The 22,087-nt window shown below is 35.7% G+C and carries 20 protein-coding genes; 16 read left to right on the forward strand and 4 right to left on the reverse strand.

The genetic code is table 11. From position 1 onward, the window contains the following. Positions 1 to 26 precede the first annotated feature (26 nt). From H9655_RS04925 to H9655_RS04980, 12 genes are all read left to right on the forward strand, one after another. Positions 27 to 1,262 carry an acyl-CoA dehydrogenase family protein gene (locus tag H9655_RS04925; protein ID WP_191811530.1) on the forward strand — a complete coding sequence of 412 codons (1,236 nt, stop codon included), beginning with the start codon at positions 27 to 29 and terminating at the stop codon, positions 1,260 to 1,262. Between the two features lie 18 nt (positions 1,263 to 1,280). Then, complete coding sequence (locus tag H9655_RS04930) at positions 1,281 to 2,045, forward strand: SDR family NAD(P)-dependent oxidoreductase (protein WP_191811532.1); 765 nt, start codon at positions 1,281 to 1,283, stop codon at positions 2,043 to 2,045. A 35-nt stretch (positions 2,046 to 2,080) separates the two neighbouring features. After that, positions 2,081 to 2,875, forward strand: a complete 795-nt coding sequence (locus tag H9655_RS04935) for an enoyl-CoA hydratase-related protein (RefSeq protein ID WP_191811534.1) — start codon at positions 2,081 to 2,083, stop codon at positions 2,873 to 2,875. Positions 2,876 to 2,883: 8 nt separating this feature from the next. Then, positions 2,884 to 3,645 carry an SDR family NAD(P)-dependent oxidoreductase gene (locus H9655_RS04940; RefSeq protein ID WP_191811536.1) on the forward strand — a complete coding sequence of 254 codons (762 nt, stop codon included), beginning with the start codon at positions 2,884 to 2,886 and terminating at the stop codon, positions 3,643 to 3,645. 124 nt (positions 3,646 to 3,769) lie between these two features. After that, positions 3,770 to 4,525 (forward strand): carboxymuconolactone decarboxylase family protein, encoded by a 756-nt coding sequence (locus tag H9655_RS04945; protein ID WP_191811538.1) that lies wholly within the window; start codon positions 3,770 to 3,772, stop codon positions 4,523 to 4,525. Positions 4,526 to 4,671: 146 nt separating this feature from the next. Further along, the gene (locus H9655_RS04950; RefSeq protein WP_191811540.1) at positions 4,672 to 5,733 is read left to right on the forward strand and encodes an LLM class flavin-dependent oxidoreductase; all 1,062 of its coding nucleotides are present in this window, start codon (positions 4,672 to 4,674) and stop codon (positions 5,731 to 5,733) included. A 42-nt stretch (positions 5,734 to 5,775) separates the two neighbouring features. Then, positions 5,776 to 6,831, forward strand: a complete 1,056-nt coding sequence (locus H9655_RS04955) for a TRAP transporter substrate-binding protein (RefSeq protein WP_191811542.1) — start codon at positions 5,776 to 5,778, stop codon at positions 6,829 to 6,831. Between the two features lie 71 nt (positions 6,832 to 6,902). Further along, positions 6,903 to 7,373: a TRAP transporter small permease gene (locus tag H9655_RS04960; RefSeq protein ID WP_191811544.1), complete on the forward strand. Its 471-nt coding sequence runs from the start codon at positions 6,903 to 6,905 to the stop codon at positions 7,371 to 7,373. Between the two features lie 13 nt (positions 7,374 to 7,386). Next, positions 7,387 to 8,694 (forward strand): TRAP transporter large permease, encoded by a 1,308-nt coding sequence (locus H9655_RS04965; protein WP_191811546.1) that lies wholly within the window; start codon positions 7,387 to 7,389, stop codon positions 8,692 to 8,694. A 149-nt stretch (positions 8,695 to 8,843) separates the two neighbouring features. Next, entirely contained in the window at positions 8,844 to 9,785 is a 942-nt protein-coding gene (locus H9655_RS04970) for a phosphotriesterase family protein (RefSeq protein ID WP_191811549.1), read from the forward strand. Between the two features lie 58 nt (positions 9,786 to 9,843). After that, positions 9,844 to 11,763: a sigma 54-interacting transcriptional regulator gene (locus H9655_RS04975; RefSeq protein WP_191811551.1), complete on the forward strand. Its 1,920-nt coding sequence runs from the start codon at positions 9,844 to 9,846 to the stop codon at positions 11,761 to 11,763. Positions 11,764 to 11,933: 170 nt separating this feature from the next. Then, the gene (locus H9655_RS04980) at positions 11,934 to 12,485 is read left to right on the forward strand and encodes an NADPH-dependent FMN reductase (protein ID WP_191811553.1); all 552 of its coding nucleotides are present in this window, start codon (positions 11,934 to 11,936) and stop codon (positions 12,483 to 12,485) included. A gap of 134 nt (positions 12,486 to 12,619) precedes the next feature. On the opposite strand, the gene H9655_RS04985 is transcribed toward H9655_RS04980, so the two are convergent. The 4 genes from H9655_RS04985 to H9655_RS05000 all read right to left on the reverse strand — a co-directional run bounded on the left by H9655_RS04985 (position 12,620) and on the right by H9655_RS05000 (position 16,937). Beyond that, positions 12,620 to 13,714 (reverse strand): tyrosine-type recombinase/integrase, encoded by a 1,095-nt coding sequence (locus tag H9655_RS04985; RefSeq protein WP_191811555.1) that lies wholly within the window; start codon positions 13,712 to 13,714, stop codon positions 12,620 to 12,622. 722 nt (positions 13,715 to 14,436) lie between these two features. Continuing rightward, the gene (locus tag H9655_RS04990; RefSeq protein ID WP_191811557.1) at positions 14,437 to 14,928 is read right to left on the reverse strand and encodes a 3-isopropylmalate dehydratase small subunit; all 492 of its coding nucleotides are present in this window, start codon (positions 14,926 to 14,928) and stop codon (positions 14,437 to 14,439) included. Beyond that, positions 14,925 to 16,169 carry a 3-isopropylmalate dehydratase large subunit gene (locus H9655_RS04995; RefSeq protein WP_191811559.1) on the reverse strand — a complete coding sequence of 415 codons (1,245 nt, stop codon included), beginning with the start codon at positions 16,167 to 16,169 and terminating at the stop codon, positions 14,925 to 14,927. Before H9655_RS04995 ends, H9655_RS04990 begins: the two co-directional genes overlap by 4 nt. A gap of 6 nt (positions 16,170 to 16,175) precedes the next feature. After that, complete coding sequence (locus H9655_RS05000) at positions 16,176 to 16,937, reverse strand: IclR family transcriptional regulator (protein ID WP_191811561.1); 762 nt, start codon at positions 16,935 to 16,937, stop codon at positions 16,176 to 16,178. Positions 16,938 to 17,163: 226 nt separating this feature from the next. On the opposite strand from H9655_RS05000, the gene H9655_RS05005 reads away from it, so the two are divergent. The 4 genes from H9655_RS05005 (at position 17,164) to H9655_RS05020 (ending at position 22,075) form a co-directional block, all read left to right on the forward strand. Next, positions 17,164 to 18,486, forward strand: a complete 1,323-nt coding sequence (locus tag H9655_RS05005; RefSeq protein ID WP_191811563.1) for an MmgE/PrpD family protein — start codon at positions 17,164 to 17,166, stop codon at positions 18,484 to 18,486. Positions 18,487 to 18,586: 100 nt separating this feature from the next. Beyond that, positions 18,587 to 19,996: an FAD-dependent oxidoreductase gene (locus tag H9655_RS05010; RefSeq protein ID WP_225230450.1), complete on the forward strand. Its 1,410-nt coding sequence runs from the start codon at positions 18,587 to 18,589 to the stop codon at positions 19,994 to 19,996. Then, a complete protein-coding gene (locus H9655_RS05015) occupies positions 19,993 to 20,703 on the forward strand; it encodes an isochorismatase family protein (protein WP_191811567.1) in 711 nt (236 codons plus the stop codon). Before H9655_RS05010 ends, H9655_RS05015 begins: the two co-directional genes overlap by 4 nt. Continuing rightward, positions 20,693 to 22,075 (forward strand): dihydroorotase, encoded by a 1,383-nt coding sequence (locus tag H9655_RS05020; RefSeq protein WP_191811569.1) that lies wholly within the window; start codon positions 20,693 to 20,695, stop codon positions 22,073 to 22,075. Before H9655_RS05015 ends, H9655_RS05020 begins: the two co-directional genes overlap by 11 nt. Positions 22,076 to 22,087: the final 12 nt, after the last annotated feature.

Raw genomic sequence — 22,087 nt, forward strand, 5'->3', positions numbered from 1 at the left:
AAATAACAAAGGAGGAGTCAGTGTTCATGAATTTTACCGTACCAGAAGAAACTTTAGAAATTATAAACGGCTTAAAACAATTTATTGATAAAAGGGTAATCCCTTTAGAAGAAGAAAACGCTGAATTACTCTACAATGAAAGAAATTATTATCTAGAAAATGGCAGACGTCATCCAAAAGTTGAGAGATTAAGAAAAGAAGTAAGAATGGCTTCAGCAGAAGCAGGTTTTTATACAATGTTCGGGGACAAAGAATTAGGTGGTGAGGAACTTGGACCTATTACTGCTTTATTAACGCAAGAAGCGATTGCAAAAAGCTATCCTAATCGAAAACTAATTGACCCTGTGGTTATTCCCTCTCCTTTTACCAATGGAATTACACCAGTGTTGAGAGGGCTAAAACAAGAACTAAAAGATTATTATCTGGATGGGATAAGAAAAGGAGAAAAAACATTATGTTTTGGATTAACGGAACCAGATGCCGGTTCTGATGTTTGGGGGATCAAAACAAAAGCTGTTAAAGTGAACAATGAATGGGTAATAAATGGAACGAAGCAGTGGATAACGAATGCACCTTATGCGGATTACTGTATGTTATTTGCAGTGACAAATCCCGAATTACATGAGAAGAGAAAAGGTGGTATTACTTGTTTCTTTGTTGAAACAAATAGCGAAGGCTTCAATGTAGATTCAGTAATTCCGGTTATGGGGGAATTAGGAGGGGATGCTGGAATTATTAGCATCGATCAATTAAGAGTCCCAGAAGAAAATATTATTGGAGAACTAGATCAAGGGTTTACAAAGGCAATGCACGGGATTAATAATGGAAGGTTAGGGATGAGTGGTAAATGTATTGGATCTGCTCAATGGGCATTGAAACAGGCAATAGACTATGCGAATATGCGAAAAACGTTTGGAAAAACAATAGGAGAGCACCAAACTATACAAAATATGTTGGCGGAATCTGCCATGGATATCTATGCGGCTAGAAATATGGCTTTACATTGCGCATGGAAAATTGAAAACACGAAAAAGCAACCGGTCAAAGAGATCTCGATGGTAAAGGCTTACTGTACGGAAATGTTAGGGCGTGTATATGATAAAGTCATCCAGATTCATGGAGGAGTTGGCGTTTCAAATGAACTAAAACTTGAAGCAGGATACCGTTATGCCAGAATTCTTCGAATCCCTGATGGTACCTCAGAAATCCATAGACGAACAATAGCTAGAAGCCTATTAAGAGGTGACCTGAACTTTAATTAAACAGAAGGAGGAGCTGAAATGGGTAAGCTAAATAACAAGATCGCGCTCGTCACTGGAGGAGGATCGGGAATTGGCAGATCAATTGTCGAGCGTTTTGTTCAAGAAGGAGCTTATGTCATTGTTTTAGATATAGACGAACAATCTTTAAATGAAGCTTGTAATGAAATCAATCACCAGTTTCCAAGCTCCTGTCTTCCGAAGATTTGTGACGTCACATCAAGTAATGAAGTGAACAATGTCATCAAAGATTGTTGGAAAAAACTAGGTACAATCGATATTTTAGTAAATAATGCAGGTGGAGGTTGCATGGAACACCCCATTCACTTATTGGAATTAACAGAGGACATGTGGAATCGTGTATTTGATTTAAATACAAAAAGTATTTTTATAGTATCGCAATCGTTTATTAGGAATCATGTCGAAAAAGGGACACAAGGAACAATCGTCAATATGGCTTCACAAGCAGGAATCAACCCAAATGAGTCGATGAGGCCACATTATAGTGCGGCGAAGGCTGCTGTTATAGGTTTAACCAAGCATATGTCAAAAGAGTTTTCTCCATCAGGATTTAGGGTTAACGCAGTTGCTCCAGGCTATTGTATTAGTGGGGATAGAATGCAGGAAATATGGAAGAATCGAGATATTGAATCTACATTAAGAAATGTTCCAATCGGGAGAGCATCAGTACCTCATGAGCAAGCAGCTGCTGTAACATTCTTAAGCTCAGACGATTCATCTTATATTACAGGTGTAACATTGGATGTTAGTGGTGGTGGATTTTAATAAAAAGATAATAGTAATTCATTGGAGGTTTTTAAATGTCAGAATTATCAGTATTAATGGAAAAGAAAGGAAAAATCGCCTATATCATATTGAATCGTCCAGAAAAATTAAATGCCTTAAATAAGCAGCTGTTAACAGAGCTTGATCAAGCGCTAACCGAAATTGAACAAGATGATTCTATTAGTGTAGTTATCATAAAAGGAAGTGGGCGAGCATTTAGTGTAGGGTACGATGTCGGTAAATACAATCATTCCACTGTCACTGAAGACCGAGATAAATTAGAGGAATTTACGAAAAGATGGTTAAGAATATGGGCGTTTCCAAAACCAATCATTGCGCAAGTACATGGTTTTGCATTGGCAGGGGGTACACAGCTGTTAGCTTCATGTGACTTTGTTATCACAGCTGAGAATGCACAGTTTGGCTTTCCTTCACTGCCTCTTGGAGGAGGGTTTGTAGGAATTTATTGGGGATGGCATATTGGGCACCAACGAGCAAAATTACTAGATTTAACAGCTGGGAGTAGAATTACAGGTATCGAAGCGACAGAATATGGGTTTGCCGCCCGTTGCTTTAACGAAGCAGAGTTAGAAGAAAAAACATTAGAAATTGCTAAAGGAATTGCAAAAACACCTCTTGATATTTTGAAGTTAAAGAAGCAAGCACATAATCGAGTAATGGATATTCAAGGATTTAGAACAAGTGTGATGTTCGGACCAGAGCAAGATGCAATTATCCATACGACCGAAGGGATTCAATCGATTAGAGACAAAATAAATGAGTTGGGTCTCAAGTCAACCATTCAATGGTTTAATGAACAAGAAATTTAAAAGGAGGAATGAGACATATCGGGACGTTCAGAGGGAAAGTAGCAATTATCACAGGCGGTGCAGGGGGAATAGGCGAAGCAACGGTGAAGAAATTGTTGTTTGAGAAAGCAAAGATAGTTGTTTTTGATTTACTACAAGGAAAATGGCAGGACTATTCAGACGATGTATATGAAATGAAAGTAGATATAAGTAATAGAAGAGAAGTTGAAGATGCTGTAAATTGTGTTTTTAAAAAGTTTAATCGAATTGATATTTTAATCAATTGTGCTGGAATATTAAAAGATCATTTAATTGATGATATGTTGGATGATGAGTGGGATACAGTGATAGATGTTAATTTGAAAGGTTCCTTTAATTGTTGTAAAGCGGTTACACCATTCATGAAGAGACAGCAACAAGGAAAGATGATCTTAATTTCATCCGTTGCGGCTTTAGGTGCAAAAGGAAGAGTCAACTATGCTGCTGCAAAAGCAGGAATTCAAGGACTGACAAAATCTTTAGCTATTGAACTTGGTCCCCATGGCATACATGTTAATGCAGTTGCCCCTGGTTATATCGAAACACAGATGAGTAAAGTGTCTGAAGCCGATGCACATAAGAGAGGAATTGATAATTTCAATCAAATGAAGGAGGCGATTCTTAATCGTAATCCAATAAGAAGAATTGGCAAACCAGAAGATGTCGCAAATGTAATCGAATTTTTAGCCACAGAAAAATCTGATTATGTTACAGGGCAAATCATCTATGTATCTGGATCACCGAGTAATTAAAAGACTATTTATCTTATTCGAAGTCTAACTAAAAATGGGAAGAAAAATGAATAAACCCCATTTTTTATTATAGAACCAGTTTTGCTAAATGAATCAATTTGATCTTAGGAAGGAGGATTTATCAATGGAAGCTAACAGCAATACTAATAAAACAATTTCTAATGCTCAATTAAAAGAAATGGGTTATTGGGATTCGACTATGGAATATTTATCGACTATCGATTCTAGTTTTTATACCATATACAAAGACTTCTTGTTAACCCCTTATACGAATAATATATTTGATGCAAAAACAATTGAGCTCATTCATATCGCAATAAACGCTTCTCCGACAAACCTCTGCCAAAGTAAACTAGAAATGCATATTAAAAACGCAATTATTCACGGGGCAACAATAGAGGAAATCTTCGAAGTTCTTAAACTAGTTAGTGTTCTAGGCATGCATACTTGTGCAGTAGGAATCCCGATTTTAGAAGATGAATACAATGCGTACTCGAACCATTCTATGTCAGTATGTTTGAATGAAAAGCAAACAGAGCAAAAAAATCAGTTTATAAAGAAAATGGGCTATTGGAACCGTTTTCGTGACATACTTCTAGTAAATGATGGTCAATTTTTTGAAAGTTATCTTAAATATTTAACAAACCCTTGGGAAAAAGACATAATAAGTGAAAAACTAAAAGAATTTATCTATATTGCTATCGATAGCTCCACTACACACTTATTTGAGAAAGGGTTGCGGATTCATATTAGAAATGCATTGAAGTATGGAGCTACATTTGAAGAGATAATGGAAATTTTTAAAATAGTCAGTACACAAGGAAGTAGTACTTTTCATATAAGCTTGCCTATTTTAGAAGAAGCGATTTCAGAAATATAATTATCAAACTTGATAGTTAAAGTAAGTCAGTTATTGGACTTAAGGAATGCTAACGACACAATAAATAACCTTTATTTAAATTTTTGTAATATTCAGTTAAGATTTTGTTTTTATGCCTGTAAATTAAAGAAATGGAGTGTTGGATAATGCCTATTTTAGGAAAAGATATGACATTTGGACTTTTCTTCTTGAATTCGGTTGCTCCTTGGAAAACTGATGCGGAAGAGTTACGTGATGGTTTAGAACAGATAAAGATTGCTGATCAATTGGGCTTTCATTCCGCATGGATTGCTGAACATAATGCTCGTGCTTATGGTGTTGTTAGTTCTACGTCTGTTTATTTGGCAGCCGCAGCCGCACAAACGAATACGATTATGCTAGGCTCTGCCGTTTCTAGATTACCTCTTCATCATCCATTACAATTGGCTGAAGATATGGCTTTAGTAGATATCATTAGTAATGGAAGATTGTATTTAGGCGTGGGTAAAGGATACGATGCATTAGAATATGAAGCATACAATATTGACTTTGATCAACGCCATGAAAAATACTTAGAATCATTAGATATTCTTACAACTGCATTGAAAAACGATAAGGTTACTTATTCAGGAAAATTCTATGATATCAAAGACATTCCTGTTTATCCGAGACCTGTGCATCGTTCAGGACCGCCGATATTTGTAATGGTTTCTGGTAATGATTCTTCAATCATTAATGCAGCCAAACAGGGGCATTCATTTGTTCTAGGAGGAATAACCAATGAAGATACGAATCACAAAATCGAATTGTATAAAAAGTCTGCACTTGCATCCGGATTATCATCTGAATATGTAGAAGATGCTGTTGCTAGATCAGGAAAGTTACTTTTCTGCTATGTTGCAGAAACGACTGAAGAAGCACAAGCGGAATATAGAGAAGGGCTTGAATGGTATATGAATGAAAGAGATAATCGACCGACGTTTGGTGTGATCGATAGAGAAAGAAATATAGATTACCAACGATTTTTACAATCGGAAAATACATTAGTTGGGTCACCAGAAAAAGTAATACAGGATATACAAGAATACAAGAGAATTACAGGATTAAATAATATTATTCTTTGGATGAATATTGGTGGTCAACCACAACAGAAAGTGTTAAAGTCTATGAAATTGTTTGCTGAAAAAGTGATGCCGTATTTTTCGAAGACGGAAAATTTCATTCGATAATACTTCATAATGAAAACGTTTACTAAAAAGGGGGGTACTTTTATGAGGTACAAGGCAGTAATAATCACGCTGATTATTTCACTCTTATTTATATCAGCCTGTTCTTCTCAAAAAACAGCTTCTGGGGAAAAAATATATGAATTAAACTTAAATGTTTCAGCCGGACCTGTACATCCTTTTACCAAACAAGTAGCAGAGCCATGGGCAAAAATGGTTGAAGAAGAAACGAATGGAATTGTTCAAGTTAACATTTTTCCAAGTGCTGCTTTAGGAGAGCTTTCTTCTGCCTATGAGGATATAAAATCGGGCCTTTATGAAGCTGGCATTGTATCACCTGGTAGACATATAGATACAGATCTTTTCCCGTTAACTATTGGTGATTTGCCTTTTCTAATTGATGACCCCGCAATCGCAGAATCCGTACTTACACAATTCAAAGATAAATATATGAAAGATACTTTTAAAGAAGGACAATTTATGTCTATTTCTTCTACTGACGCTTATCAATTATATAGTACACAACCAATTCGTACGATGGAGGATATGAAGAAACTGAAGATAGCCGATTCGGTTCTTGAAAGAATCGAATTATTCAAAGAGTTAGGAGCTATACCAGTATCTTTAAATAATACTGAATTATATGAATCTGTTGAAAAAGGTATAGTGGACTCCGTTGCCTACACTGCAGTCGGTGCCAATGGATTCAAATTAGAAGAAGTGAGCCCTTATATGACGAAATTGGATATTGGTGTGGCAACACAAATGTTAATGATGAATAATGATTTTTTAGAGAGCTTACCTGAAGAGATAAAAGAGATGTTTTATAAGAAATTTGGTCCGGCATACGCCAGCTTGATTACAGACCTTTATACACAAAGTGCAGAAGAGGCGATAGATATTTTTGAAGTTAATGTAAAAGGAGATGGAGGCGAAGTTATTGTTCCTACTGAAGAAGAACTAGCTACGTTTAGAGAACCTGCAAAAATCGTGATGGATGAGTGGATAGAAATTGCGAATAAGAGAGGATATCCTGGCGAAGAAATGATGGCGTATTTTACAAGTCTACTTGAAGAAGAAGGGATTATCATTCCAGAATAATGAAAAGGGGCTACTAAGTGAGCCCCGATAAATTTTAATAGTAATGATCATTTGTGATTGGAGGGTTAAAGATGTGGGCGAAAATAATTTCCAAATGTACTCAAATCAATAAATGGTTGGCATTCCTCTCATTGATAGTCATGATGATAATTGTTGCCTTTTCAGCTATATCAAGAGGTTTAGGCAGTCCGATTGTCGGAGATGTGGAGCTTGTCCAATTAACAATGGTTACATTGATCGTCGGTGCCCTTTCGTATACTGAAAATCAAAGAGCTCATATTTCGGTAGGGATCCTAGCAGATCATTTCCCAATCAAAGTTCAGTATGTGATTGATTTAATTTCTTCTATATTAATTACGATTTTTGCTTTTTTAGTTGCTTATGTTTTTGTCATCAAATTTGATCTCGCCGAAGCCTCTATCATTCTCAGGATACCTTTTTTCTACTTTAAAGCCCTATTAATATTTGGTTTCATCGGCTGGGGATTTGAATCAATCAAGCAAATAGTTGGTAACTTTAGGTTGCTCACACAAGGAAAGTAGGGAGGGGATTCGTTTGGATGTAACTGCTATAGGTGTGATTGTTTTAGTTTTTGTGTTTATTTTAATGTTTTTAAGAATTCCGATTGTAGTAGCAATGGCGGTACCTGCCTGTATAGGTATTTTATTCTTAAAAAGTGAAAATGCACTGTTTACTGCTATTGAAAGCATCATTTGGCACCATAGTTATAGCTATACATTGAGTACAATTCCTCTATTTGTATTAATGGGACAATTTTTATATGTTGCTGGATTTAGTGACGAATTATACACCGCATTCAAGAATTGGTTTGGAAAGCTTAAAGGCGGATTAGGTATAGCAACTATTGGGGCTTCGGCTATGTTTGCCGCTTCTTCAGGTTCTAGTTTAGCTACAACAGGTACAATTGGGGTAGTCGCATCAAAAGAAATGCTCAAAGCGGGCTATTCTAAAAGCTTAACTGGTGGATCTATTGTAGCAGGAGGAACATTAGGAATACTTATTCCTCCAAGTACCATGTTCATTCTTTATGGCATGATGACAGAGCAATCTATAGGTAAGTTACTTATGGCTGGCATTGTACCTGGGATTCTATTAACCCTTTTTTTTATGTTAACGATATGGATTAGTATATTGATAAAGCCTAGTTTAGTGTCTGGTACTTATGAGAACAATGTACCTTGGAGTGAAAAAGTTAAATCTTTAAAAACGAATGTATGGATTATTTTACTATTTATATTGGTTATGGGTGGAATATATATCGGATTTTTCACCGCTACAGAAGCAGCTGGTTTTGGTGCATTAGGGGCTTTTCTTGTAGCCTTATTAAGAAAAAAACTGACATTTGCCAGATTTCGTGAAGCGATTTTTAGTACAGTAAAAACGACTGGTTTTATTTTCGCTATTGTGATGGGGGCATTTCTCTTAAACTTTATTTTGACGATTACGAGAGTACCGAATCTATTAGCCGACTTTTTATTTAGTAAAGAATTATCACCAACAATGATTTTTTTACTCATTGTGCTTATGTATTTAATTTTAGGAGCCATTATGGATACAATGGCAATGATTGTCGTCACTATCCCGATCATCATGCCAATTATTCAAGCGCTTGAATTTGATTTGATTTGGTTTGGCGTCATTATTGTACTTCTCGTAGAGATGGCCTTAATTTCACCACCAGTTGGGATGAATTGTTTTGTGTTGAAGGGCGTCGTGGACGACCTTGACCTTCAATCCATTTTTAAAGGTGCGCTATTGTTCATGATTCCAATTCTATCATTAATCATATTGTTATATATTTTTCCTGAAATCGCTCTGTTTCTACCGAATTATGTAAGGTGATTTAATTTCCCCAAACATTAGATACAACTTGTTTCCAACAAGGGAGAAAGTTAAAAATGAAAACGTTTACTATAAAACGCCTCTCCCTTCTTTTATATTCAAATTTATAAATTTGTGAAATAATTTAAAAAAATGAATGGAGGTTGAATATGAAAGTAATTAATTCGGTTACGGGGCCAATTGAAATCAACAAGCTAGGTAAAACACTTATACATGAACATTTAAGAACAAGAGCAGAAGAAGTCGCTGTTCAATTCCCCCATTTATACAATCATGATGAAGAATATCAATTTGCTTTAGAACAAGTGCTTGGTGTTAAGAAACAAGGGGTTCAGACTATTTTTGACCCGAGTGTAATGGGACTAGATCGTGACGTCAGATTTATGCAAAGGGTTTCTATGGCATCAGGGGTAAATATCATTGCTGCTACAGGTATCTTTACATTTCATTATTTACCGACACGCTTTATGTTTAATAATACCGACTTTATGGTAGAGCAATTTGTACGGGACATTGAAATTGGGGTTCAAAATAGTGAGATTAAAGCTGGCTTTTTAAAATGTGCAACAGATATCCCAGGGCTTACTCCTCAAGTCGAAAAAGTTTTAAGGGCAGTTGCTCGAGCACACCTGCGTACAGGAGTTCCTATTATGACTCATTCAGTACCCTCCAAAGAAAATGGACTAAATCAAATTGAAATTTTTGAAGAGGAAGGAGTTCAATTGAATAAAGTCCTAATTGGCCATTGTGGGGACACCGATAATCTCGATTATCTTGAAAGATTGTTAGATAAAGGGGTTTATATCGGGATGGACCGCTACGGTCTTACTTCTACATTATCAACAGAGAGACGAAATGCAACAGTAATCGCTCTTGTTCAAAAAGGATATACTAATAGAATGTTTTTATCACAAGATTATTGTTGTACGACAGATAGATATAAACCTGAGAGTTTAAAAAAGGAAGTATACCCAGATTGGTCAATGACTTTTTTATTAGATAAAGTTGTTCCTATGTTGTTAGCCAATGGATTGAGTGAAGAACAAATCAATATTATGCTCTATGAAAATGTGAAAACATGGTTAAATTGATAGAAAATCAACATACCCACATGTTTTAATAAATATTCTTATATAAGGGGGGATGAGGATGAAGTTATTTGTAACCGGTTTTTCACCATTGGATGTATTTGTCGAAGAAGAAATCTCAATAAGAAAACGAAATTTCCAAGAATTAGTAGTGCAAAAATTAGAAGCAAAAGATATTTTAAAAAATCCTACCTATATACAAAATGATGATGTATTAATTTGTGGTGCTACTATATATGAAGAGTTTAAGCGGCGTCAGGTTAGAGGACATTTAATACCATTCCGTGTACAAACAAATGAATTTCTAAAAGCACTAAATCAAGCCGTAAGACTTGGAAATGAAATCAATATTATTAATTATAAAGAAAAATTTTTTAAGGAAGATTTATCGGATTTAGAAAATTTGCTAAATATAAAGATTAACCAATACTCTTATCCGAATGTAGAATCAATTGATGATTTAATAGATGAACTTGTTGCGAAAAAACAAAAAAGTGTTATTGGTTCTGGTTTAATTGTTTCTAAAGCTATAAAAAAAGGATTAAGTGGGTTCATTTGGTATGGAAGAGAAAGTGTAAAACAGGCAATCGATATTGCATTTAATGTATTAACTGGAAGGTTTGAAGAGCAAAGTAACTTAAAACGTCAAGAGTATATATTAGAACATTTTAATGAAGGAGTCATCAGTTTAAACGTAACAAACAGAATCCTCCAAATCAATCAAAAAGCAATTGAATTGTTATCTCTACAAAAATATCGGGATTTAAAGGGGATTTCTATTAATGAAATTGGTGAGTTTGGTTTTATTTCTAAAAGTTCAAAACAAAACGTTCCTTTAAAGGGGAAATTATTTGATTATAAAAATAAAACTTTATTTTTAAACTCATTCCCAATCTATGTTAAAGATATTTTTGATGGAACGGTTATCATTATATCGGATACCGACGAGATCCAAAAGCACGAAAAGAGTATAAGAAAAAAGTTATATGACCAATCCAATCGAGCAATTTACGATTTTCATGACATTGTCGGTAAAAGCACGCCGATTCAAAAGACAAAATTAAAAGCCAAAAAGTTTGCGAAAACCGATGCAAATGTTTTAATCATTGGAGAATCAGGCACTGGGAAAGAGCTATTTGCACAAAGTATACATAATGACAGCTCTCGCGCATCTGAACCTTTTATTGCTATCAATTGTGCAGCTATTCCAGAAAACTTAATTGAATCAGAGTTTTTCGGATATACAGAAGGTGCTTTTACAGGCGCAAAAAGGGGTGGAAAAGCAGGATTATTCGAACTTGCTCATAAAGGTACTGTATTTTTAGATGAATTAGGTGAAATCTCATTAAGCATGCAGTCAAAATTATTAAGAATTCTTCAAGAGAAAGTAGTTAGACGAGTGGGAAGTGCATCGATTATACCAATAGATGTTAGAATTATTGCGGCAACAAATGTAAACCTTCTGGATAAAGTAAAAGAAGGTGATTTTCGCTTAGACCTATTTTATCGTATAAGTGTATTAAACCTTATTTTACCTACATTAAATCAGCGCAAAGAAGATTTGGAAGATTTGGTATTATCTTATACATTTAAGAGATATCCTCATTTTTTTAATACTATAAATGAGCACATCCATGAAATGACAGAAATATTAGCTGAGTACAAATGGCAGGGGAATATTAGGGAATTGGAAAATAATCTCGAACGATTATTTGCCTACTTAGAATCACCAATAAAAGTGACTAGAAAAGAGTTGATTACTAATTTAATTGAAACATTAGAGGATAATGACTTTTCGCAATTAAATTCTGAAATTTATGCAGAAAATACATCATCTCAGGATCTGATAAAAAAGGCAGAGATGAATACAATTAAAGATGTTCTAAATAAAACAAACGGGAACAAAAGTGAAGCGGCGAAATTATTAGGAATTAGTAGAAGTACATTATGGAGGAAGTTAAATGAAGAAGAATTAATTTAAATATAATCATCCCCAATCTAAACACTCTTCAATGTTGCAAAAATCATCGTTTAGGTTCAAATTTGATACATATTAAATATGCTGTTTCATCTAATCACTAGGTTTTTGATTGGCATAGATATTGCATCTTTAATCTTATATTACCAATGATAAAAAAGGAGAGATTAAGCATGCGATTATTAGGTATTTCTGGAACAATAACAGGCTCGAAAACTTTAGTCGTAGTAAATAAAGTGTTAGATGAGATTCAAACCATTCATCCTGAAATTGAGGTAGAGTTACTAGACTTAAAGAATTTTGACATTCAATTTTGTGATGGAAGACATCCTTCTGAATACAATGATGATACAAAGCAACTTATTGAAACCATTTCTTCAGCTGACTTTTATGTTATCGGATCACCTATTTTTCAAGGATCGATAACAGGAGTACTTAAAAATTTGTTTGATTTAGTTCCTCCCGATGTATTTCGCAATAAAGTAATGGGATTTATTGCGACAGGAGGAACTTATCAGCATTATCTTGTAATAGAAAATCAATTAAAACCAATTGCAGGCTATTTTCGTGCATATGTAGCTCCAAGCTATGTGTATGCCCATATTGATCATTTCAATCATAAGAACGAATTGTTTGATAAAGATGTTTTATCAAGAGTGAAAAACTTAGCCAATGAATTGGTTTATATGAATCAAGCATTATACAAAGTTCCTTTTATTAAATAGTGGAGAGACTCATTAATTGCATGTGACCATAAATCCACCTGGGTATATCTGACTGTCCACAACGCTAAATAGGTGAACAGCCAAACGTTAACAAAAGCCATTGTATAAAATACAAAACAAAAATTTATGAATTTTTATTGAAATATAGATACTTTTTGTAAATGTTTAAATGAATCATCTTGATTAATCCTTTCCAAATAAATATTGGTTGTAGATATATCTGCATGGCCAGCCCAATCTTTGACAACGGCAAGCGGCACATCGTTTTCTAGTAACATCGTAACAAATGTATGCCTGAACCAATGGGGAGAGACATTTGATTGTTTTCCTGCTAAGGCAACTGCTTCCTTAACAATTTTATACAAGGCAGGATAAGATAATCTCTTTGGGTCTGTCTCAATATCATTCTTGTTGTATATGGAGAAGAAGAGAGGTGCAGTATCATTTGTATTCCATTCTGTGGGAGCAGAGATACTTTCTCTATAAGTGAATAGAACTGCTTTTACTTCTTCACGAATCGGTATGGAACGGTTTTTTTTCCCTTTTCCTATGACGTCTGCATAAAGAGCTCCGCGACGGTTGATACGAAAACTTCCCCAGTTTAAACTTAATAACTCACTAGCGCGCATGCCAGTTGTATAAAGTAAATAACCGATTAATAAATTGCGAGTTTGCAGTGCTTCACGATTTTTATTCGTTTTTACAATTTTAGGGAAGCAGGATATCAGATGTTCAGCATCATTGGGAGTTAACTCTCTTACCTGACTCCCATCTTGTTTTGTAATATGCCCCTTTTTACTAGATGGTTTTGAAACCCATGTAGATAAATGCGCAGCGTAAAATTGCGTCTCGTATCCAAAATCTAAAATTCGACGAAAGAATTCCAGTTTTCTAATTGCGGATTTCGGGGCGTATTTTTCATTAATATAATGATTATATGCTTTCACTTCAAGAAAACCGATCTCTTTAAACTTCAGCTGATGTTCATTCATAAATATTAACAATGTTTTAGCATCAGTCCGATAAGCTTTCAAAGTATGGGGAGATAACTCTTTATTACTTGTAAAAACCTTTACGACAAAAAACATTTCAAGTAATTCTTGATCACTGGCATTTTTCAAGTTGAGATTTCGATTTGAATCTAAGAAGTTACTATCCTTTAATCGATTTCGTAATTGAAGTAAATAAGCTTCATTTGAAAGTGTATGTAATAAAACTAATTCATCCATAAGAAGGACTCCTTTTTAATTAACAATAATATTATTATGTATAGTAAAGATAATGCGTAATTATCTTTACTTATATATTATCATACGAATCTAAGAAAATAAAATAATACTTTTCCATTAATTAGGATGCTTGAGAATCGCTCTCTGACGAAATTATCTTTTTTTATGTAGGTAATTGTTCATTCGCTTTCTATAAAATATATCTTGGTATATAGGGATATTATTCAGATAAATTTAGGAGTTAGATTTCAAAATTGTTTTTAGTAAATGTAACAAAAATACCTTATAATTAATGAGATTTAACTAAAAACCACAAGGGAGGGATGGAAAGGAAATGGAGAATGTGATTTGTGCTAGGTATGGATTCGGAAGGGGGCTATTCCTATTCTCCGAAGAAGAGTTTTTTGTTCATCAATTGTACAAATTAAAGTCAGTAATTAGTTGGCGATTTTCTATGAGTTCATTTTCATCATGTATTTTGATTTTAAAAAAGAGCTGAACCGTAAAATCATAATTCATTGCTTTTCGGATAGCAGTTTTTTAAGCTTAAAGTAAAAAAGCAATGTTTCTGCACAAATAGCTTGCGATTCGAGCAAGTGCATCTACGGGATTCTGATTCCAAAGGCCAATGCAATCTGCCTTAAAGACAAACAGAAAAAGGCATGATATATCTATGCCTCTAATCTCTTTTATACTTGTCAATCAAAAGTGATAAAATGGGATTAAGAATAAGTTTTATGTTCCTTCAAATAAGGAACTAACCCACCTTCATTTAGTATCTTTACCATTACCTCAGGGATTTGTGTCCCCTCATATACTTCATTTTTTGATAAGTTTATCACTTTTCCGTTCTTTAAATCTGCTTCTACTTCATCATTCATATTAATAGAGTGATTTTTCACCTCAATAACAGGTAAGCCGATGTTAATTGCGTTACGGAAGAATATACGCGCAAAGGATTGGGCAACAACGGCAGAGATCCCTGCTTTTTTTAACGCAAGAGGGGCCTGTTCTCTTGATGAGCCACAGCCAAAGTTGCTTCCTCCAACGATGATATCACCTTGTTTTACTCTTGAGCGAAACTCAGGATCTAAATCTTCAAGGACATGATCGGCTAAGTCTTGTAGATTTAGTGTTTTAGTATATTTGCCAGGTATAATCCGGTCAGTATCGATATTATCTCCGTATACATGTGTTTTGCCTTTAATAATCATGAAAACGCCTCCTTTAGTGTTGTAGGGTCAGTGATTTTACCATTCAAGGCGGAGGCTGCAACAGTTGCTGGAGATGCTAAGTATACATTGGAATGGCGATTTCCCATTCTTCCTTGGAAGTTACGATTTGTCGCAGAGATAACGTTTTCTCCGTTCCCAGGTACCCCTTGGTGCGTACCAACACATGGCCCGCAGCCTGAAGATATGAAAGATGCGCCTGCTGCAGTTAAGATCTCCACAGTCCCATCCTTTAGTGCATCTAGTAATACCTTTTGCGATGCGGGAGCAATGATTAGGCGGACATCTGGGTGAATGCGCTTTCCTTTTAGAATCTCAGCTGCCGCATGTAAATCTTGCAATCTGCCATTTGTGCAACTTCCGATAAAAGCCATTTGGATAGGTGTGTTAATGGCTTCAGCAATATCTCTTACATTATCTGGAGAATGAGGGGTGGCAATTTCAGGATTAATTTGGCTGACATTAAATAAATATTCTTTTTCATATGCTGCATCCTCATCACCATATATATGATCGAAATCGTATGGAAGCTCTAATCCTGTAGTATCAACAAAGCAAGCTTTAGCCCCCATTTCAATGGCCATATTGGAAAGAGTCATCCGGTCATCAAGTGAAAGTAATTCGACTGCAGGGCCTGTGAATTCGATTGCTTTATAGGTTGCACCTTCAATTCCTAGCTGACCGACGATATATAAAATTAAGTCTTTAGCAGACACACCTCGTTGCAGCTTTCCATTCAAAGTGATTTTGAATGAAGCAGGTACTTTTAGCCAAGTTTGCCCTGTCAACATGACTCCTGCCAAATCGGTTGAACCCACACCTGTAGCAAAGGCACCCAATGCACCATATGTACAAGTATGGGAGTCCGCACCTAAAAATAATTGACCTGGCTTCACATGATGATTTTCTACCATCAGCTGATGACATATGCCTTCACCGATGTCGTAAAGCTTTATATTCTGAGCTTTCGCAAACTCTCTCATGAATGTATGAAGATTTGCGATTTTTTCGTTAGGCGCTGGTGCAGCATGGTCAATAATAAGGAAAACCTTTTTTGCATCCCATACCTTCCATCCACCCATATCCTGAAAGGCCTTAATTGTAAGAGGGGCAGTTGTGTCGGTAGCCATCACACCATCGACATTGACAATTGCAATTTCATTTTGCTTAACTTGTTTATTTGCATGTGCTGATACGATTTTTTCAATAATGGTTTGTCCCATAATGAATCATCCTCCTAATTTTTGATAACCCATCATAGCTGATAATTTTTCTGCTGACTGTATGGCTGCTTTTATAAATAACTGTTTATTATTATCTAGCCTTGCTGATAGCCCTGAGATAGAGAGTCCGCCAATTAGCTGCTGCTGGCTATTTAAAATGGGGGTGGAAATCGCAAATGCTCCGATAATTCGTTCATCCATGCTGAAGGCAAATCCCTGCTCCTGGAAAAGTAAGAGGTCCTTTTTTAATTCTGCTGTTTCATTCTTCGTCAATCCGGATCCTTCAATAACTTCTTCAATTAGTTCGTCTTTAGAAAAGGCAAGCAGCAGTTTACCTGAAGCCCCTTTATAAAGAGGGTAAGGAATGCCTAAGTTGATAAACTGTCGAATATCTTCCTTTCCCTCTAATTTCTCAATACATATTCTCGAAGCTCCTTGTATGATATTCAAACTTATTGTTTCTTTCGTAATCTCATTAAGCTCATTCATGATAGGCAGGGCCATTTTTCTTAAATCTAGATTTTCAGTAACAATCTGGGCGAAATGTATAAAAGGTAGACCAAGTCGGTAAGTATTCATAGCTGCATTTTTATTAATCAGTTCTTTTTTCATCAAAGAAGAGAGTAATCGAAAGACCGTTGTCCGATTCAGCCCTGTGCGTTTGACGATATCATTGAGTGAAAGCTCCGGTGTTCGTGTTGTGAAGCAATATAATAGTTCAATCGCTCTTTCAACAGATTGAACCGTTTCAGTTTCATTTGTTTTCAAATTTTAATCCCCTTATTACATATTATGAACAACATGTTCACGATACGAACATACAAACATCGTAAGGGAAGTATTAGGAGAAGTCAATACAATTATCAGATTTATTAAAATTTAAAATTAATTCAAAACTTTTTAATGAAATTCATTGACTTAAAAATTTAAATAGTGATAGAATTTATAAAAAATAGAACACGTTTCATAATATGGAACAATAGAAGGTGGCTGAATGGAATATCAACAAGTATTAAGTGAGTACGCAACCAATTTTCAACTTCATGATGCATCAGAAGAAGTAAAACGGAGAGCGAAATTAATCATTCTTGATTCAATAACTGCCATTATCCATGGAAATCAGTCTTCACATATGCTCAAGCTACAAGAGGATATCAGTCAGAATGAAGCCAATAAAGGCTACGCAACTATTGTAGGCAGACAAGCTTCTATTAACCTTCAGATGGCAGCCTTTATTAATGGGATTGCAATGGTGAGTGAGGAGATGGATGAAGGTAATCCGATAGCAAAAGGGCATCCAAGTTGTCACTTCTTTCCTACTTTATTGGCCTATGCTGAAACGAGTCACTGCAATGGAAGGGATTTTCTAAAAAGCTTTATACTCGGCTATGAGATTGCAGCTAGAGCAGGGGCAGCTATCACCTTGCGAGACGACATACATCCCCATGGAAACTGGGGAGTAATTGGGGCTATTTTTGCTTTAGGTAAAATGAAAAACTATCATGCACATGATTATGAGCGAGGGTTTTATTTAAGTAGCTCATTGCCTAATGTCTCTTTATGGCAGCCGGTGTTAGAAGGTCATCGGTTAAGGGATGTATACGTTGGTTTGAATAATATGCATTCATTTTTAATTGACCATCTTATTACAGCTGGTTTTTCGAGCAGTCCTAACGCTATGAAGCAAATTTATGGTGGTGGAATATTAGGAAAGCGTTTTCAAAGCGAAAAAATAATTGAAAAGCTGGGCGATGAATACTACTTGCTGAAAACATATTTCAAATTCTATGACTTTTGCCGTTTTTGCCACTCTCCTATGGATGGAGTAAATAAACTATTAAAAATGGAAACAATTGTCCCTGAAGATGTGGAGAGAGTAGATATCTTTACCTATTCAATGGCAGCTATGCTGAATAATCAAAATGTGAAAAATGCATATGCAGGCAAATTTTCTATACCATATGCTGTGGCAAGCTTATTTTATCCAAAGAGAAATCAGAACGAAGAGAGGCTCAATTTTGCCGAGAAAGTATTTGTTCATGAAGATGTTAATATGACACAATTGCTTCCTGACCAACGGAATTCACGTGTTGTACTGAAAATGGTAGATCAAAGGCAATTTAATATGGCTGTTAGTGGAGCTAGCGGAGATGCCTATGAGGAAGGACTTGAAGAAAGAGTAATAGAAAAAAGCGAAAGAACTTTAGCAAAGGTGCTTAGCTGTCAGCGTGCGAAGAAACTTATAGAAGAAATCTTATCTATAGAAGATTCTGATGATATCGCAACAATCACAGAACTGATGCGACCGACTAATTAATTATCTAAAAATAAAAAATTTTGTAAATAAATATGACATCTTAGTTGTCATTATTTTATAAAGTGTTACCATGATAATTAAATGAAACAAGTTTCACAATATGGAACAAATTGGAGGATTTGAAATTATGTGGGATGCTGAGTTAGATGTAGCTGTAGCAGGTGCTGGTGGCTGTGGCTTGGTGGCTGCATTAGCAGCAGCTGAAAAAGGCTTAGAGGTAGGAGTTTTTGAAAAAACAGATTTTGTTTTGGGCAATACAGCTGCTAGTGCCGGAATGATTCCTGCAGCGAATACAAGATTTCAGAAAGAGGAAGGAATTTTTGAGACAGCAGAAGAGATGACAGAGGATATCTTAAGGAAAAATCATCATGAAAGTGACTATGATTTAACCTTAGCTTTATGTAAAGAGTCGGGGCCATTAATTGAGTGGATGGCAGATAAGCTGCAAATTCAGCTTTCATTAGTAAAAGAGTTTAAATATCCTGGGCAAAGGAATTTCCGAATGCATGCACCGCCCTCAAGATCTGGACTGGAACTAATAAAAAAGCTTAAACAAGCTGTTGCAAAGAGTGACAAAATATACTTGCTATTACAATCAGAGGTAAGCGAATTAATAACAAATGAAAACAATGAAGTAATTGGAATTGAAGTAAAAACAGATGATGGTGTCCAGCGAATTAAAGCGAAAAAAGTCATACTAGCAACAAATGGGTTTGGAGCAAATAAAGAGATGGTAAGTAAATATATTCCTGAAATAGCAGATGCGCTCTATTTTGGCTATGAAGCAAATACAGGTGATGCTATTAGAATGGGCGAGAAAGTGGGAGCATCATATGCCTCCTTAACAAGTTATCAAGGGCACTCTGCTGTTGCAAAGTCACAAGGTATTTTAGTTACATGGGGAACGATAATGATGGGCGGATTTATGGTCAATCAAAATGGCGAGCGATTTGGAGATGAATCTCATGGATACTCAGAATTCGCTGTTCAAGTATTAAATCAGCCAGGGCAATGCGGATATATTATTTTCGATCAGCACATATATGATCAGTTGATTAGCATTGAGGATTTTAAACAACTAGTTGAGATGAAGGCTTTTAAAACAAGTGATTCGATTGATAAGTTAGCGAAGATGTTAGACTTACCTACGGAAAATCTACAAAAAACCTTCAAATTAGTTGATGTAGCTGTTGAAAAAGGCATAGATGCATATGGAAGAACAGTATGGCCGAAGAAGCTTACTCCAACTTATTATGCGATCAAGGTATCGCCTGCTCTTTTCCATACACAAGGAGGTTTGCAAATAAATTCCAATGCTCAGGTGATAAATAAGAATGGTAATTCCATTAAAAATTTATATGCTGGCGGAGGTGCCGCGGTTGGAATTTCAGGTAACCATTCTTATGGTTATATGTCAGGAAACGGCCTCTTAGCTGCATTAGGTTTCGGGAAAATTGCCGGAAACCATGCGGCACTAACAATTTTAAATGAAGGGATAGAAATATTATGACTAGACCATGGGAAGATATGTTGACTGAGGTAGATAGAATGGTAATTCAAAAAGGAGGATATGGAAAAAAGAGAGGATTAGGGAAAAAGCCTGCTCTTGTTATTATAGATATTCAACATAACTATGTAGGGGCAAACCTCCCGATAGCAGATCAGCTTGAAACATGGCCAAGTGGGGGAGGTGCAAAGGCATGGGAATCGATCGAGAAAATAAAGAAAATGAAAAAGCTGACAGATCAATTAAATATACCAACAATCTATACAAGGAATGTGCAGAAGAAAACCATCAATTTTGATTCATTTGCGGTTAAAGCTGAACGAGATAATTCTAAGTACATTGACGGAAGACCTGAGGCGCAAATTGTTTCTGAACTAGAGCCAGAAAGCAAGGATCTTGTTGTTGATAAAAGCTATGCAAGCGCCTTTTTCGGTACGCCACTGATTAGTTATCTAGTAAAAATGGGCGTCGATACATTGATTATTGTAGGTGGTTCGACGAGTGGATGTGTCCGTGCGACAGCCGTAGATGCAGTCACGCATAATTTCAATGTGGCTGTTGTGGAGGACTGTGTTTATGATCGGATCGAACTGTCTCATAAAGCCGGTCTACTTGACCTATGGATGAAGTATTGCGACGTATCACCGTCAGAAGAAATTTACGATTATCTAAAACAATTTCAAGAAGGAGGAGTTAAAGTTGAAGGTTAATCAACTGATTAAAAATGGGTTAGTCGTCTTCCCTAAAGAAGGAGTTAAGGCGGTTGATATCGGTGTCATTAATGGTAAAATTGCTGGTATTTATAATCAGAACACAGAGATAGAAGCTGATGAAGTAATTGATGCAAACCGTTTACATGTGTTCCCTGGAGTGATCGATGCCCACCAGCATCTAGGAATCTATAACTCAATTGAAAAAGATTTTCTTGATACGAAACAGCATGCCGTTGGAGGTATTACAACGATTGTCAATTATGATCGGCAACCAGTTAGCTATTTGGATTTTTTTCCTAAAGTACAAGATATCGGTGAAAAACATAGTTATATTGACTTTACATATAGCTTAGGTATTTTGACAGAACAGCATATTGATGAGCTTGAAGAGACGGTTAAACGTTTCGGGCTGACATCATTTAAGTTTTTTAGGAATTATGAACGACAATTAAATGATAAATTCAAAATATCCAATGGCATTAACTTATCTTCTTATGATTTAATGCGTCTTCTGGAGAAGTTTAAATCTATCTCTCCTAAACTGCTATTAGCGATTCATTGCGAGAATATGGATATTAATCGCAGTTTGATTAAGAAGTATAAAGAAGAAGGTGCGGAAGAAGGATTAAAAACATGGTCTCTTACAAGCCCTGGTTTTGCGGAAGCAGAATCATTACTAAGCACATTGTATATTAATTCCATTGTTGGTGGAAATGTTTTTATTGTGCATTTGACTTCAGGTGCTAGTATCGATGTGCTTGAAAAGATGCCTTGGCTACTTGAAAAAGGGGTAAAGGTAGAAACTTGTCCCCATTATTTGAACTTAACAGAAGAATCTTCAACTGGATTAAAAGCAAAAGTAGGTCCACCTATTCATGGTCAATACGATTCAGATCGTTTATGGGAGGGGATTAAGGAAGGAATTGTGAATGCAATTGGAACAGACCATGTGCCTGGATCACTTGCAACCAAATTTTCTAAAGGGAATGGAGTATTTGAAGCAGAGTACGGATTCCCAAGTGCTGGTGCACTATTGCCAATGATGATTACTGAAGGTCATATGAAAAGAGGAATTCCGCTTGAAAGAATTGCTGATATCACTTCCTATCAAGTAGCTGAATCGTTTAATTTGGAAAATAAGGGGCGAATTGAAATAGGAGCAGATGCTGATTTCGCCATTGTGGATTTAGCTAAAGCCAAAACGATTTCGCCAGAAGTACTTCATTCGAATTCAGATTATTCTATATTTGATGGATTTGAGACCGTAGGATGGCCAGTGTATACCATCAGTAGAGGAGAAGTAATCGTAAACAATGGAATACCAACAAAGGAAAGTGGTAGAGGTAAATTTGTTAGAAGGTCCATTTAATGATAAAAGTGG

Source organism: Cytobacillus stercorigallinarum (assembly GCF_014836495.1).
GTDB classification, from domain to species: domain Bacteria; phylum Bacillota; class Bacilli; order Bacillales; family Cytobacillaceae; genus Cytobacillus; species Cytobacillus stercorigallinarum.